At 70.7% G+C, this 15,392-nt stretch carries 14 protein-coding genes; 8 read left to right on the top strand and 6 right to left on the bottom strand.

The window, feature by feature from the left end:
• The first annotated feature begins 32 nt into the window (after positions 1-32).
• The 7 genes from whiA (at position 33) to CFI00_RS13545 (ending at position 6,000) form a co-directional block, all read left to right on the top strand.
• A complete protein-coding gene (whiA, locus tag CFI00_RS13575; RefSeq protein ID WP_207081660.1) occupies positions 33-1,019 on the top strand; it encodes a DNA-binding protein WhiA in 987 nt (328 codons plus the stop codon).
• 159 nt (positions 1,020-1,178) lie between these two features.
• The gene (gap, locus tag CFI00_RS13570; RefSeq protein WP_207081659.1) at positions 1,179-2,174 is read left to right on the top strand and encodes a type I glyceraldehyde-3-phosphate dehydrogenase; all 996 of its coding nucleotides are present in this window, start codon (positions 1,179-1,181) and stop codon (positions 2,172-2,174) included.
• Between the two features lie 5 nt (positions 2,175-2,179).
• Positions 2,180-3,382 carry a phosphoglycerate kinase gene (locus CFI00_RS13565; protein WP_207081658.1) on the top strand — a complete coding sequence of 401 codons (1,203 nt, stop codon included), beginning with the start codon at positions 2,180-2,182 and terminating at the stop codon, positions 3,380-3,382.
• Between the two features lie 31 nt (positions 3,383-3,413).
• Positions 3,414-4,184 (top strand): triose-phosphate isomerase, encoded by a 771-nt coding sequence (gene tpiA / locus CFI00_RS13560; RefSeq protein ID WP_207085525.1) that lies wholly within the window; start codon positions 3,414-3,416, stop codon positions 4,182-4,184.
• 44 nt (positions 4,185-4,228) lie between these two features.
• A complete protein-coding gene (gene secG / locus CFI00_RS13555; protein ID WP_207081657.1) occupies positions 4,229-4,468 on the top strand; it encodes a preprotein translocase subunit SecG in 240 nt (79 codons plus the stop codon).
• A gap of 31 nt (positions 4,469-4,499) precedes the next feature.
• Entirely contained in the window at positions 4,500-4,859 is a 360-nt protein-coding gene (locus CFI00_RS13550; protein WP_207081656.1) for an RNA polymerase-binding protein RbpA, read from the top strand.
• A gap of 148 nt (positions 4,860-5,007) precedes the next feature.
• Entirely contained in the window at positions 5,008-6,000 is a 993-nt protein-coding gene (locus tag CFI00_RS13545) for a hypothetical protein (RefSeq protein ID WP_207081655.1), read from the top strand.
• Between the two features lie 81 nt (positions 6,001-6,081).
• Here the strand turns inward: CFI00_RS13545 and pgl are convergent, their stop codons facing one another.
• The 6 genes from pgl to tkt are packed head-to-tail and all read right to left on the bottom strand — an operon-like array spanning position 6,082 to position 14,189.
• Positions 6,082-6,813 (bottom strand): 6-phosphogluconolactonase, encoded by a 732-nt coding sequence (gene pgl / locus CFI00_RS13540; protein ID WP_207081654.1) that lies wholly within the window; start codon positions 6,811-6,813, stop codon positions 6,082-6,084.
• Positions 6,810-7,721 (bottom strand): glucose-6-phosphate dehydrogenase assembly protein OpcA, encoded by a 912-nt coding sequence (locus tag CFI00_RS13535; RefSeq protein WP_207081653.1) that lies wholly within the window; start codon positions 7,719-7,721, stop codon positions 6,810-6,812. Before CFI00_RS13535 ends, pgl begins: the two co-directional genes overlap by 4 nt.
• The gene (zwf, locus tag CFI00_RS13530) at positions 7,721-9,244 is read right to left on the bottom strand and encodes a glucose-6-phosphate dehydrogenase (protein ID WP_207081652.1); all 1,524 of its coding nucleotides are present in this window, start codon (positions 9,242-9,244) and stop codon (positions 7,721-7,723) included. Before zwf ends, CFI00_RS13535 begins: the two co-directional genes overlap by 1 nt.
• Complete coding sequence (gene pgi / locus CFI00_RS13525; protein WP_207081651.1) at positions 9,244-10,905, bottom strand: glucose-6-phosphate isomerase; 1,662 nt, start codon at positions 10,903-10,905, stop codon at positions 9,244-9,246. Before pgi ends, zwf begins: the two co-directional genes overlap by 1 nt.
• Positions 10,902-12,017 (bottom strand): transaldolase, encoded by a 1,116-nt coding sequence (gene tal / locus CFI00_RS13520; protein WP_207081650.1) that lies wholly within the window; start codon positions 12,015-12,017, stop codon positions 10,902-10,904. The genes pgi and tal overlap by 4 nt, the downstream gene beginning before the upstream one ends.
• 42 nt (positions 12,018-12,059) lie before the next feature.
• Complete coding sequence (gene tkt / locus CFI00_RS13515; RefSeq protein ID WP_207081649.1) at positions 12,060-14,189, bottom strand: transketolase; 2,130 nt, start codon at positions 14,187-14,189, stop codon at positions 12,060-12,062.
• A gap of 238 nt (positions 14,190-14,427) precedes the next feature.
• Between tkt and CFI00_RS13510 the strand changes: the two genes are divergently transcribed.
• A complete protein-coding gene (locus CFI00_RS13510; RefSeq protein WP_242532391.1) occupies positions 14,428-15,387 on the top strand; it encodes a heme o synthase in 960 nt (319 codons plus the stop codon).
• Positions 15,388-15,392: the final 5 nt, after the last annotated feature.

The raw sequence follows: 15,392 nt of genomic DNA, 5'->3' as shown, positions 1-15,392 counted from the left end.
GGGTCGTTGACCAGCATGGCAGGATTCGGCCCATGGCTATGACGGCACAGGTGAAGGCAGAGCTCGCCTCCACCCAGATCACCAAGACCTGCTGCCGCAAGGCCGAGGTCGCCTCGATGCTCCGCTTCGCCGGCGGCCTGCACATCGTGAGCGGCCGCATCGTCGTGGAGGCCGAGCTCGACACCGGTGCCGCCGCGCGACGCCTGCGCAAGGACATCTCCGAGGTCTACGGCCACCCCTCAGACGTGGTCATGGTGCAGGGCAACGGCATCCGCAAGGGCTCGCGCTACATCGTGCGGGTGACCAAGGACGGCGAGGCCCTGGCGCGCCAGACCGGCCTGCTCGACCAGCGCGGTCGCCCCGTGCGCGGCCTCCCGCCCGCCGTCGTCAGCGGTGGCGGCTGCGACGCCGTCGCGGCATGGCGCGGTGCCTTCCTCGCCCACGGCTCCCTGACCGAGCCCGGCCGCTCGTCGTCGCTGGAGATCACCTGCCCCGGCCCGGAGGCCGCGCTCGCGATCGTCGGTGTCGCCCGTCGTCTCGGCATCTCCGCCAAGGCGCGCGAGGTGCGTGGCGTGGACCGGGTCGTGATCCGTGACGGCGACGCCATCGGCGCTCTGCTCACCCGGCTCGGCGCCCACGAGTCGCTGATGGCGTGGGAGGAGCGTCGGATGCGCCGCGAGGTCCGCGCCACAGCGAACCGCCTCGCGAACTTCGACGACGCCAACCTGCGCCGGTCCGCCCGGGCGGCGGTGGCCGCGGGTGCCCGCGTCGAGCGCGCGCTGGAGATCCTCGGTGAGGAGATCCCCGACCACCTGCGCCAGGCCGGTCACCTCCGCCTCGAGCACAAGCAGGCCTCGCTCGAGGAGCTCGGCCAGCTGCACGACCCGGTCCTGACCAAGGACGCGATCGCCGGGCGGATCCGCCGCCTGCTCGCGATGGCGGACAAGCGCGCCGAGGAGCTCGGCATCCCCGACACCGAGGCGTCGCTGACGCCGGAGATGCTGGCCGAGGAAGGCTGAGGCTGCGGGCCTTGGATCGATCCAAAGTTACCTGTCCGTACCGCGGGCGACCTCGCTCCGCGGCGTCGGCGTGACCCGATAGGGTCGGTGATGCTGGTCACCGAAGACCAGAGCTGTCGACGGGGTCACCGAAGGCCCCGCACCTAGGAGGCATCCACCATGACCGTCCGCGTAGGCATCAACGGCTTCGGCCGCATCGGCCGCAACTTCTTCCGCGCCGTGCGCGCCTCGGGCGCCGACATCGAGATCGTCGGCGTCAACGACCTCACCGACAACGCGTCGCTGGCCCACCTGCTCAAGTTCGACTCGATCCTCGGGCGTCTCGACGCCGACGTGTCCAGTGACGACACCTCGATCATGGTCGGCGACCAGAAGATCGCGGTGTCCGCCGAGCGCGACCCGGCCAACCTGTCGTGGGGCGACCTGGGCGTGGACGTCGTCGTCGAGTCCACCGGCTTCTTCACCGACGCGACCAAGGCCAAGGCCCACGTCGACGCCGGCGCCAAGAAGGTCATCATCTCCGCGCCCGCCTCCAACGAGGACATCACCATCGTGATGGGCGTCAACCACGAGCTCTACGACCCCTCGCAGCACACGGTCATCTCCAACGCGTCCTGCACCACCAACTGCCTGGCGCCCATGGCGAAGGCCCTGCACGACGGCCTCGGCATCAACAAGGGCCTGATGACCACCATCCACGCCTACACCGCCGACCAGAACCTGCAGGACAACATCCACAAGGACCCGCGTCGCGCCCGCGCCGCCGCGCTCAACATGGTGCCCACCTCGACCGGTGCCGCGAAGGCCATCGGCCTGGTGCTGCCCGAGCTCAAGGGCAAGCTCGACGGCTACGCCATGCGCGTCCCGGTCCCGACCGGCTCGGCGACCGACCTCACCTTCGAGGCCGCGCGCGAGACGTCGGTCGACGAGGTCAACGACATCGTCAAGGCTGCCGCCGACGGCCGCTACCTGCGCTACTCGACCGACCCGCTCGTCTCCACCGACATCGTCACCGACCCGGCGTCCTGCATCTTCGACGCCCCGATGACCAAGGTCATCGGCAACCAGGTGAAGGTCCTCGGCTGGTACGACAACGAGTGGGGCTACTCCAACCGCCTCGCCGACCTCATCACCCACGTCGGCTCGAGCCTCTGAGCTCCATGTCGGACATCGCTTCGCTGGGGGACCTGTCGGGCAAGCGCGTGCTGGTCCGCTCGGACCTCAACGTGCCGCTCGACGGCACCACCATCACCGACGACGGCCGGATCCGCGCGAGCGTCCCGACCATCACGCAGCTGTCCGACGCGGGCGCCCGGGTGGTCGTCACCGCCCACCTGGGCCGCCCGGGCGGCTCTCCCGACCCGAAGTACTCCCTCGAGCCGGTCGCACACCGGCTCTCCGAGCTGCTGGACCGTCCCGTCGCGTTCGCGTCCGACACCGTCGGCGCCAGTGCGTCGGAGACGGTGGCCGGTCTCGAGGACGGCGGGATCGCCCTGCTGGAGAACGTCCGGTTCAACGACGGCGAGACGTCGAAGGACGACGCCGTCCGCGGCGCGTTCGCCGACCAGCTCGCGCAGCTGGCCGACGCCTTCGTCTCCGACGGCTTCGGCGTCGTGCACCGCAAGCAGGCCAGCGTGTACGACGTCGCACTGCGACTGCCGTCCGCGATGGGTGGACTGGTCGCGGCGGAGGTCGACGTGCTGCGACGACTGACCGAGCACCCCGAGCGCCCCTACGTCGTCGTCCTCGGCGGCTCGAAGGTGTCGGACAAGCTCGGCGTCATCGACAACCTCATCGACAAGGCCGACAAGCTGCTCATCGGTGGCGGCATGGTCTTCACCTTCCTCAAGGCCCAGGGCCACGAGGTCGGCAAGAGCCTGCTCGAGGCCGACCAGCTCGACACCTGCACCCGCTACCTCGCCGAGGCGGCGGACCGCGGGGTGGAGATCCTGCTCCCGACCGACGTCGTGGTCGACACGGCGTTCCCGTCGGGCGACCGCGAGCCCGAGCCACACGTCGTACCCGCCTCGGAGATCCCGTCGGACGCTCTCGGGCTCGACATCGGTCCCGAGTCGGCGGCTGCCTTCGCGGCGGCGCTGGGCGACGCTCGTACGGTCTTCTGGAACGGGCCGATGGGCGTCTTCGAGGTCGAGGCGTTCGCCGACGGCACCCGTGCCGTCGCCGAGGCGCTGACGAAGGTCGAGGGCCTGTCCGTCGTGGGTGGTGGCGACTCCGCTGCCGCCGTACGACAGCTGGGCTTCGACGAGGCCGCCTTCGGCCACATCTCCACCGGCGGTGGCGCGTCGCTGGAGTTCCTGGAGGGCAAGGAGCTCCCGGGCATCGCCGTACTCGAGAGGGACTGAACCCGTGGCCACGAACGACCGCACGCCGCTGATGGCGGGCAACTGGAAGATGAACCTCAACCACCAGGAAGCGGTGGTGCTGGTCCAGAAGCTCGCCTGGACGCTGTCGGACAAGCGCCACGACTTCGGCAAGGTCGAGGTGGTCGTGGTGCCGCCGTTCACCGACATCCGGTCGGTGCAGACGCTGGTCGACGGTGACCGCCTCTCGATCCGCTACGGCGCGCAGGACGTGTCCGTGCACGACGAGGGCGCCTACACCGGCGAGATCTCCGCAGGCATGCTCAGCAAGCTGGGCTGCTCCTACGTCGTGGTCGGGCACTCCGAGCGCCGGATGCACCACGACGAGTCCGACGAGCTGGTCAACGCCAAGGCCCACAGGGCGCTGTCGGCCGGCATGACGCCGATCGTGTGCGTCGGCGAGGGACTCGACGTGCGCCAGGCGGGCGAGCACGTGCCGTTCACGCTCACGCAGGTGGACGGCTCGCTCGACGGCTTCACCGCCGAGCAGGTCGCCGGCCTCGTGGTCGCCTACGAGCCCGTGTGGGCCATCGGGACCGGCGAGGTCGCCACGCCCGACGACGCCCAGGAGGTCTGCGGGGCGATCCGTGAGCGGGTGCGCGAGGTGCACGGCGACGCCGCGGCGGACGGCCTGCGGATCCTCTACGGAGGGTCGGTCAAGGCGGCCAACGTGGGAGGGATCATGGACAAGCCGGACGTCGACGGATGCCTCGTGGGCGGTGCCAGCCTGCAGGTCGACGAGTTCGGTGGCATCTGCCGTTTCTACGACATGCCGGTGCTGTGAGGGCGCTCACCGGTTCCGCGTGGGCGTGACGTAGGCTTCCGCTCGTGATTCTGCTCTTCACCATCCTGCTCGTCATCACGAGCGCGATCATGATCCTGCTGGTGCTGCTCCACAAGGGCCGCGGTGGTGGCCTCTCCGACATGTTCGGTGGCGGCGTCTCCAGCAGTTTGGGGGGATCGTCGGTGGCCGAGCGCAACCTCGACCGCTTCACGGTCGGCGTCGGTGTCATCTGGTTTGCGTGCATCATCGCCCTGGGCCTGCTCAAGGCCTACGCGGGCAACTAATCCCCCTGAGCTTTCTTTCGAAGGAGTCGTCGTGGCTGGTGCTGGAAATGCGATCCGCGGTAGTCGAATCGGTGCCGGTCCCATGGGCGAGGCGGAGCGCGGCGAGGCCGCGCCCCGCCAGACCGTCACCTACTTCTGCAGCCACGACCACCGGTCGGTGGTGACGTTCTCGATCGAGGCCACCGTCCCCGACTCGTGGGACTGCCCCAAGTGCGGCCTGCCCGCGAGCCTGGACTCGGAGAACCCGCCCCCGGCGCCGAAGATCGAGCCGTACAAGACGCACCTCGCCTACGTGAAGGAGCGTCGCAGCGAGACCGAGGCGGCCGACATCCTCGACGAGGCCGTCGCCCTGCTGCGCAGCCGCCGCAAGGCCGGCGAGATCATCTTCTGACCGACGAGCGGGCGCTTCGTTGCGCTGAGACCTGCCGACCGGGCGCTTCGTTGCGCTGAGGCCTGCCGACCGGGCACTTCGTTGCACGCGTAGCTGCGCCTGTGGATGACTTCTGCACCGGTTGTCGGATCCGGGCAGGGTCGCCGTCATGCCGCAGCTGCCCGCCTGGTGCCGAGACGTCGCGTTCCTCAACGGATCGGCGCCGGTCCCGATCGATCGCCCGTTCACTGCCGCCGAGGCTGATGTCGCCGGGGTGCCTGCCAGCTTGCGCCGCCGGCTCGTTGCGGGCGGGCTGCTCCGGCCCATGCTCCGCGGAGTGTTCGTGGCATCGCACGTCCCCGACTCACTGCGACTCCGGGTGGCGGCAGTCGAGCTGGTGCTGCCTCCGCACGTCGTGGTCGTCGACCGCACAGCGGCGTGGGTGCACGGTGTCGATGCGCTGCCGAGGAGCGCGATCCACCAGATGCCGTCCCTCGACCTGTTCAGCCTCGCCGGAAGTCGCATGCGTCGAGCCGGGGTCAGGAGCGGAGTGCGTGAGCTGCTTCCGCGTGACATCGAGGAGCTCGGAGGAGTTCTCATCACCTCGCCGCTGCGTACGGCCTGCGACCTCGGTCGGCTCCTGTGGAGGTACGACGCACTCGCAGCGATCGACGGCTTCCTGCGCCTCGGCGTGGACCAGGGCCGGCTGCTCGCCGAGGTCGACCGGTTCAAGGGCCGACGTGGCGTCGTACAGCTGCGCCACCTCGCCCCCTTGGGCGACACCGGCGCCGAGTCACCGCCGGAGAGCGCGCTCCGACTGCACTGGCACGAGTCAGGGATTCCCGTTCCACCCGAGACGCAGATCTGGGAGTACGCCGATGACGGGACGCCCCGGTTCCGGATCGACGTGGGAAGTCGTGAGGTGCGCTACGGCGCGGAGTACTTCGGCGAGGAGTTCCACGACGACGACGCGGAGGAGCACGACGACGAACGACTCTCGTGGTTGAGGACGCGGCGCGCCTGGATGATGGACGTGTTCGTCGGGAAGGACTGCTACGGCAGCGAGCTCGGCGCCGGTGACCGACTCCGGATCGGGTTCGAGTCGGCGCGGGCGTCGTACGCCACGCGCAGTGCCACCGTCATCGACCTTGCGCGCACGTGACGCGCGAGGAACTGCCCGGTCGGCGGGGTCCAGGGCTAGGAAGTGCCCGGTCGGCGGGGTCCAGGGCTAGGAACTGCCCGGTCAGCGGGGGAGGGCGGAGGCGGCATCCTCGTCGAGCCACCACACGGTCTCGTCGCCGCGTACGCCGCGGGCAGGGGTCTCCTCGACCGAACCCTCTTCGGCGAGCGCGCGCGCGACCGCCTCGGCCTTGCCCTCGCCGCTGGCGATGAACCACACGGCGCGGCACCGCTCCATGGCCTCGAACGTGAGGGTCACGCGATCCGGCGGCGGCTTGGGGGAGTCGTGCACCGCGACGGCGATGGCGTCGCGGGCGCTGAGCGCGGGGTGTCCCGGGAAGAGCGAGGCGCAGTGCCCGTCCGGGCCGATGCCCAGCATCAGCACCTCGAAGAACCCGGCGCCGTGCTCGCGCAGGTCCGCGCTGTAGGCATCTGCAGCATCCTCGGCGGTGGTCACGGCGTCGCTGGCCGGCACCTCGTGGACGTTGGCGGGGTCGACGCCGACGTGGTCGAGCAGGGCCTCGCGGGCCTGGCGGGCGTTGCGGTCGGGCGAGTCGGCCGGCACGAACCGCTCGTCGCCCCACCAGAAGACCACGCGCGACCAGTCGAGCGAGGAGTCGGTCGCACGTCGCGCGAGCTCGCGGTGGAGCGCCTCGGCGATGCTTCCGCCGGTGAGCCCGACCTGCGGGACCTCGCCACGTGCCTGAGCGGCTTCCAGCCGGTCGAGGAGGGCGGAGGCGATGTCGCCGACGAGGAGGTCGGCGTCGTCGTGACGTCGGATCTCGGCGGCGCTCACTTCGCGCCCCGCAGCTTGACCAGGCGGGCGGCGACGGAGGCGTAGACGTCGTCCTCGTCGAGGCGGCGCAGCTCCTCCGAGAGCAGGGCCGGGACCTCGCGGCGCTTGAGGGCGACGGGCCGGTCGGGCCGGTGCGGGGAGCTGAACGTCGCCAGGCGGCCGTCGGCCCGCGAGATGCGGATCGCGCCCTCCTTGGTGTCCATGCTCACCTCGGTGATGCCAGGCCCCTCGGAGTTGCCGCGCGTCACCTCGATCTTCAGCCTGTCGCACAGCCACGCCACCAGCAGGTCGGCGCTCGGGCTGACCCGCTCCGCGGTGACCTTGGCACCGGTGACCTTCAGCGGGTGCTGGTCGAGCGCCGCCGCGAGCAGGGCGCGCCACGGCGTCAGGCGGGTCCAGCTGAGGTCCGTGTTGCCCGGCGAGTAGTGCTGGCACTGGGTGACCATCGCCGTCGCCCTGCCGCGAGTGACCGTGGCCGAGTCAGTGATCCGACGCTGGGCCAGCGCGCCGAGCGGGTCCGACGCCGGGTCGGCGGGCGCCGACGTCGGCCACCAGATGGCGACGGGGGAGTCGGGCAGGAGCAGCGGCAGCACCACCGACTCGGCGTGCTTGACCACCTCGCCCTTGAGCCGGATGAGGGCGGTCTCGCCGCCCCACCCGTCGCCGCTGCCGACCTGCGCGTTGACCACGGCGGAGCCACGGGCGTCGCCGAGGATCACGCCGAGCACGCGTGAGGGGTGCTCGCGCGAGGCTCGCTTGGCCGCCAGCATCGCCTCTGCGGCATCGTCCTCGGGCGCCACGATGATCAGGGTCATCACCATGCCCATCGCGGGGCTGCCGGCGCGGGTGCGGGCGCGGACGAACTCGGCAGCGATCTTGGACGAGTTGGTGTCGGTGAGCTCGATCATCAGGGCCTCCTCCAGGTGCGGCCGTCGCGGGCCAGCATCTTCTCGGCGGACGGGGGACCCCACGTGCCGGAGTCGTACGCGTCGGGCCGGCCCTTCTTCGCCCAGTGGTCGATGACCGGGTCGAGCAGCTTCCACGACAGCTCGACCTCCTCGTGGCGCGGGAAGAGCGGCGGGTCGCCCAGCAGCACGTCGAGGATGAGGCGCTCGTAGGCCTCGGCGCTCGCCTCGGTGAAGGAGCCGCCGTAGGCGAAGTCCATGTTGACGTCGCGGATCTCCATCGCGGTGCCCGGCACCTTGGAGCCGAAGCGCATCGTCATGCCCTCGTCGGGCTGGACCCGGATGACGAGGGCGTTCTGGGTGAGGTCTTCGGTCGAGGTCTGCGAGAACGGCAGGTGCGGCGCCTTCTTGAACACCACAGCCACCTCGGTGACGCGTCGGCCCAGGCGCTTGCCGGTGCGGAGGTAGAACGGCACGCCGGCCCAGCGCCGCGTCTCGACGTGGACGGTGATCGCGGCGAAGGTCTCGGTCGTCGAGGTCTTCTTGATGCCCTCCTCGTCGAGGAAGCCGGTCACCTTCTCGCCACCGGCCCAGCCGGGGGCGTACTGACCGCGCGCGGTGGTCGTGTCGAGCCGCGGGGGCAGCTGGGCGGAGGCGAGCACCTTGAGCTTCTCGATGCGCAGGCTCTCGGCGTCGAAGGCGATCGGTTCCTCCATGGCGACCAGCGCCATGAGCTGGAGGAGGTGGTTCTGGATGACGTCGCGGGCGGCGCCGATCCCGTCGTAGTAGCCGGCGCGGCCGCCGATGCCGATGTCCTCGGCCATCGTGATCTGCACGTGGTCGACGTAGTTGGCGTTCCAGATCGGCTCGAACATGTTGTTCGCGAAGCGCATCGCGAGGATGTTCTGCACCGTCTCCTTGCCGAGGTAGTGGTCGATGCGGAAGATCGAGCCGGACGGGAAGACGTCCGCGAGGACGTCGTTGAGCTCACGCGCGGACTCGAGGTCGTGGCCGAAGGGCTTCTCCACGACCACGCGGCGCCACTGGTCGCCCTCGCGGTCGGCCAGGCCGTGCTTCTTGAGCTGCCCCACGACCGTGCCGAAGAACGACGGCGGGATCGCGAGGTAGAAGGCCATGTTGCCGCCGGTGCCGCGGAGCTGGTCGAGCTCCTCGACGGTGCGACGCAGCTGCTCGAAGGCGTCGTCGTCGTCGAAGTTGCCCGGCACGAAGCGGAAGCCCTCCGAGAGCTGGTTCCAGACCTCCTCGCGGAACGGCGTACGCGCGTGCTCCTTGACCGCGTCGTGCACGATCTGCGCGAAGTCCTGGTCGGCCCAGTCACGGCGGGCGAACCCGACGAGGCTGAAGCCCGGGGGCAGCAGCCCGCGGTTGGCGAGGTCGTAGATGGCCGGCATGACCTTCTTGCGCGACAGGTCGCCGGTCACACCGAAGAGCACCATCCCGCAGGGGCCGGCGATGCGGGGGAGCCGGCGGTCCTGCGGGTCGCGCAGCGGGTTCACGTGCGTCATCAGGTTCGGTGCTCCTGGTAGTAGCCGATCAGGGTCTGGGTGGAGGGGTCCTGCTGCGCGAGCACGGCGGCGTCGCCCGACACGGCGGGGCCGAGCTCCTGGGCGAGCTGCTTGCCGAGCTCGACGCCCCACTGGTCGAAGCTGTCGATGCCCCACACCGCGCCCTCGACGAACGTGATGTGCTCGTAGAGCGCGACCAGCTGGCCCAGCACCGAGGGCGTCAGGAGCGGCGCCATGATCGAGGTCGTGGGGCGGTTCCCCGGGAACGTGCGGGCCGACACCAGCGCCTCGTCCACCCCCTCGGCACGGACCTCGTCGGCGGTCCTGCCGAAGGCCAGCGCCTTGGTCTGGGCGAAGAAGTTGGCCAGGAACAGCTCGTGGACGTCCACCTGCTGTCCGTCGACCTCGTCGACGAGGGGGTACGCCGGCCGCGCGAAGGCGATGAAGTCCGCCGGCACGAGCCGGGTGCCCTGGTGGATCAGCTGGTAGAAGGCGTGCTGGCCGTTGGTGCCGGGCTCGCCCCAGAAGACCTCGCCGGTGTCGTAGCCCACCGGCGTGCCGTCCCACCGCACACCCTTGCCGTTGGACTCCATCGTGAGCTGCTGGAGGTAGGCGGGGAAGCGGTGCAGGAGCTGGGAGTAGGGCAGCACCGCGTGGGTGTGGGCACCGAGGAAGTTGGTGTACCAGACGTTGAGCAGGCCCATCTTCAGCGGGACGTTGGCCGCCGGGGGCGCGGTGCGGAAGTGCTCGTCCATCGCGTGGAAGCCGGCCAGCAGCTCGGCGAAGCGCTCAGCGCCGACGGCGATCACCAGCGAGAGGCCGATGGCGGAGTCCATCGAGTAGCGGCCGCCGACCCAGTCCCAGAAGCCGAAGGCGTTGTCGGTGTCGATGCCGAAGTCGGCGACCTTGTCGAGCGCGGTCGAGACGGCGACGAAGTGCTGCGCGACCGCCGCGCCGGCGTCGGTGCCGCCCGGCAGGTGCTCGAGCAGCCAGGCCTTGCAGAGCCTCGCGTTGGTCAGCGTCTCGAGCGTCCCGAAGGTCTTGCTGGAGACGATGAACAGCGTCGACTCGGGGTCGAGGCCGGACAGCGACTGACCGGCGTCGGTGGGGTCGATGTTGCTGATGAACCGGCAGGACAGGCCGTCCTGGCGGTAGGGCTCGAGGGCCTCGTAGGCCATCACCGGACCGAGGTCCGAGCCGCCGATGCCGATGTTGACGACCGTCTCGATGCGGCGCCCGGTGACCCCGGTCCACTCGCCGGAGCGCACGCGCTCCGCGAAGGCGTACGCCCGCTCGAGCACCCCGTGCACGTCAGCCACCACGTCCTGGCCGTCGACCGTCAGCGAGGCGCCTGCCGGGAGACGGAGCGCGGTGTGGAGCACGGCGCGGTCCTCGGTGACGTTGATGCGCTCACCGGCGAGCATCGCGTCGCGGCGACCCAGGACGTCGACCTCGTCGGCGAGGGCCAGGAGCGCCGACTCGATCTCTGCATCGACGAGGTTCTTCGACAGGTCGACGTGCAGGTCGCCGGCGACCAGCGTCTGCTCCTCGACCCAGTCGGGCGTGAGGGAGGAGCGCAGGTCGGGCTGGAAGGAGCCGGCCAGCCGTGCCAGCCGGCTCCACGCGGCCGTGGTGGTGGGATCGACCGCGTCCGTGCTCATGCCCGCGCGGCCTCGAGGGAGGCCGACAGGGTGGTCTGGAGCTCGTCCCAGGCGACGACGAACTTGTCGACGCCCTCCGCGATCAGCACCGCGATGACGTCGTCGTAGTCGATGCCTGCGTCGGCGAGCGCCTTCATGTGGGCGGCAGCGTCGTCGTAGAAGGGGCGTACGCGGTCGCCTCGCACCTCACCGTGGTCGGCGACGGCGTCGAGGGTCTTCTCCGGCATGGTGTTGACGGTGTCCTCGACGACGAGGTCGACGACGTACATCGTGTCGTCGTAGTCGGGGTTCTTCACACCGGTCGAGGCCCACAGCGGTCGCTGCTTGCGCGCCCCCTCGGCCTCGAGGGCCTCCCAGCGGGAGCCGGCGAAGAACTCCTCGTACATCTGGAACGCCAGGCGGGCGTTGGCCACGCCGGCCTTGCCGCGCAGGGCCGGGTCGGTGCCCGGGCCCTCGGTCGCGGCCTCGAGGCGCTTGTCGATCTCGGAGTCCACGCGGGAGACGAAGAACGAGGCGACCGAGTGGATGTCGCTGAGGTCGTGGCCGTTCTCGAGCGCCTTCTCGAGGCCGGAGACGTAGGCCTCCATGACGTTGCGGTACTGCTCGAGCCCGAAGATCAGCGTCACGTTGACCGAGATGCCGGCGGCGATGGTCTCGGTGATGGCGGGCCAGCCGGCCTCGGTGCCGGGGATCTTGATCATCACGTTGGGCTGGTCGACGGTCTTCCACAGCGTGGCGGCCTCGGCGACGGTGTCGTCGGTCGAGTGGGCCAGGCCGGGGGAGACCTCGATGGAGACGCGGCCGTCGACACCGTCGGTGGCGTCGAAGACCGGACGCATGACCTTGCAGGCCTCGCGCACGTCGTCGGTGGTGATGACCATCGTGGCGCGGTCGACGTCGGCGCCGTCCGCGGCGAGCTCGCGCACCTGCGCGTCGTAGCGCTCGCCGTCGGCCAGCGCGGTCTGGAAGATCGAGGGGTTGGACGTCACCCCGACCACGTTGCGGTTCTGCACGAGATCGGCGAGGTTGCCGGTCTCGAGGCGCTCGCGGGACAGGTCGTCGAGCCAGATGGACACCCCGGCGTCGGCCAGGGCCTTGAGGCGGTCGTTCATGCGGGTTCCTCCCGTGGATGGGGTCTGGACGGTCGGGGTCGCTCAGGCGTTGACGACGGCGACGCTGTCGCGAGCGGCGTCGGCGACGGCCTGGGCGGTGATGCCGAGCTCGGTGTAGATCCGGGCGTAGTCGGCGGACGCGCCGTAGTGGTCGATGGAGATGATCCGGCCGTTGTCGCCGACGATCTCGCGCCAGCCCTGCTTGACGCCCGCCTCGACGGAGACGCGTGCCTTCACAGTGGGGGGCAGGACGGTGTCGCGGTAGGACTCGTCCTGCTCCTCGAACCACTCCAGGCAGGGCATCGACACCACGCGGGCGTCGATGCCGTCCTCCGCGAGCAGCGCCCGCGCCTCGACGGCGAGCTGTACCTCCGAGCCGGTGCCGACGAGGATCACGTCGGGCGTGCCCTTGTCGGCGTCGAGCAGGACGTAGGCGCCGCGGGCCACGCCCTCGGTGGAGCCCCACGTCTGCCCCGAGTCGGCGTCCTCGCCGCGCGGGAAGACCGGCACGTTCTGACGGGTCAGGGCCAGCGCGGCGGGGGAGTCGGTGCGGCCCAGGATCGTCTGCCAGGCGGCGACGGTCTCGTTGGCGTCCGCAGGGCGTACGACGTCGAGGCCGGGCATGGCGCGCAGGGCTGCGAGGTGCTCGACGGGCTGGTGCGTGGGGCCGTCCTCGCCGAGGCCGATCGAGTCGTGCGTCCACACGTAGGTGACCGGCAGCTTGCTGAGCGCTGCCACGCGCACCGAGCCGCGCATGTAGTCGGAGAACGTGAGGAACGTGCCGCCGAAGACGCGGGTGAGCCGGTCGGCAGCGATGCCGTTCATGATCGCGCCCATGCCGTGCTCGCGGATGCCGAAGTGGAGGACGCGACCGGCGTAGGGGTCGGTGCTCCACTCGCCGATCTCGGCGACCTCAGGACCGACGGACGGGGCGCTGGTGATCGTGGTGTTGTTGGAGCCGGCGAGGTCGGCCGAGCCGCCCCACAGCTCGGGCAGCACCGGCGCCAGGGCGTTGATGACCTTGCCCGAGGCCGACCGGGTGGCGACGCCCTTGGCGTCGGCGGGGAAGGTCGGCAGCGCCTCGGCGAGGTCGGCGGGGACCTCGCGGCGCTTGAGGCGGTGCAGCAGCTCGGCGGACTCGGGGTGCGCGTCGGCCCAAGCGGCGTACGCCTCGTCCCACTCGGCTCCCCACGCGGAGCCGCGCTCGCGCAGCTCGCGGGTGCGCTCGAGCACGCCCGGCGGGACCTCGAAGGTCTGGTCGGGGTCGAAGCCGAGGACCTTCTTGGTGGCGGCGACCTCCTCGGCGCCGAGGGCGCTGCCGTGGGCGGCCTCGGTGCCCTGGGCGTTGGGGGCCGGCCAGGCGATGACGGTGTCGAGGACGATCAGCGAGGGCTGGTCGCTCACGCCGCGGGCCTCGCGGATGGCGGAGTAGAGGGCCGGGACGTCCTCGACGTAGTCGGTGCCGCCGTTGGTCCAGTCGACGGTCTGGACGTGCCAGCCGTAGGCCTCGTAGCGGGCGGCGACGTCCTCGGTGAAGGCGATGTCGGTGTCGCCCTCGATCGAGATCCGGTTGCGGTCGTAGATGACGGTGAGGTTGCCGAGCTTCTGGGTGCCGGCGATCGAGCTCGCCTCGGAGCTGACGCCCTCCTGGAGGTCGCCGTCGGAGGCCACGACGTAGACCTGGTGGTCGAAGAGGCCCTCGCCGGGCGCGGCGTCGGCGTCGAGCATGCCGTGGACGCGTCGTCCCGACAGCGCCATGCCGACCGCGTTGCCGACGCCCTGGCCGAGCGGTCCGGTCGTCACCTCGACGCCGGCGGTGTGGCCGAGCTCGGGGTGGCCGGGGGTCTTGGAGCCCCACGTGCGCAGCGCCTTGAGGTCGTCGAGCTCGAGGCCGAACCCACCGAGGTAGAGCTGGGTGTAGAGGGTGATCGAGCTGTGACCGCACGACAGCACGAAGCGGTCGCGGGCGATCCACTCCGGGTCGGCCGGGTCGTGGCGCATGACCTTCTGGAAGAGCAGGTACGCCACCGGCGCGAGGCTCATGGCCGTGCCGGGGTGGCCGTTGCCGACCTTCTGGACCGCGTCCATCGCCAGGACCCGGGAGGTGTCGACCGCGCGCTGGTCGACGTCGTCCCACTCGAGGGTGGTGGGCAGGGCGGACTTCTCGGTCAACGCGGTTCCTCTCGGTGGAGTGCGGCCCGGGACTCGGGCTGGAGCCCGGGCTGGAGTGCAGGATCACAGGTGCGTGAGGTGGCCTCGACTGCGAGCCTATCGCCGTGGCCGAGTAGACTCGACCCCGCCCGACGGGCCGTCCGGATGCCGGTTCATGTGCTCCTCATCCACCTCGGTTCCCCGAAAGTCGGGATCCCATCCGTCCAGCCCACCCGCTCCTGTCACCGAGGTCCCCACCGTGTCCCACGTCGGTCCGCACGCAGCATCCGCGCGGCCGTCGACCGGTGACGAGCCCGGGGCCGAGGGGCCACCCACCTGGCGCGACGTCATCGCTGCCTACGTGGGACTGACCAAGCCGCGCGTCATCGAGCTCCTGCTGCTCACGACGGTGCCGGTGATGTTCTACGCCGCCCGGGGCGTGCCGGACCTGTCCACGGTCGTGTGGACCGTCCTCGGCGGCACCTTCTCCGCGGGCTCCGCGTCGGTCTTCAACTGCGTCTACGACCGTGACATCGACGAGCAGATGCGCCGGACCAGGCGCCGGGCGCTCCCGCGGCACATCGTGTCCCCGCGCGCCGCTCTCGTCTTCGGGGCCGTGCTGGGCGTGCTGTCGACGGTGGTCCTCTGGGCGGGGGTCAACACCCTGTCAGCGGTGCTCTCGGTGACCGCGATCGCGTTCTACGTCTTCGTCTACACGATGCTGCTCAAGCGACGCACGACGCAGAACATCGTCTGGGGCGGGATCGCCGGCTGCTTCCCGACCCTCATCGGGTGGACGGCCGTGACCGGCTCGCTCGCGTGGACGCCGGTCGTGCTCTTCATGGTCGTCTTCTTCTGGACCCCGCCCCACACGTGGGCGCTGGCGCTGCGCTACCGCGAGGACTACCGCAACGTCGACGTCCCGATGCTGCCGGTGGTGAAGCCCGCTGCCGAGGTGGGCCGCCAGGTGGTCGTCTACAGCTGGGTGATGGTGGCCACCTCGCTGCTGCTGTGGCCCGTGGCGGGCACGAGCCTGGTCTACCCCGTGGCCGCCGCCGTGCTCGGCGCGGTCTTCCTGGTGGAGGCCCACCGCATGTGGGGGCGCGCGAAGCGCTCCGACGCGCTCTCCGAGATCAACCCGATGCGCCTGTTCCACGCATCGAACCTCTACCTCTCGCTGCTCTTCGTCGCGGTCGCGCTCGACCCGCTGCTCGGCTGATCCCG

The sequence above is a fragment of the Nocardioides sp. S5 genome, from assembly GCF_017310035.1.
Taxonomy (GTDB): domain Bacteria; phylum Actinomycetota; class Actinomycetes; order Propionibacteriales; family Nocardioidaceae; genus Nocardioides.
Note: the sequence above shows the minus strand (reverse complement) of the source record. Positions and strands in the feature narration are given on the sequence as shown.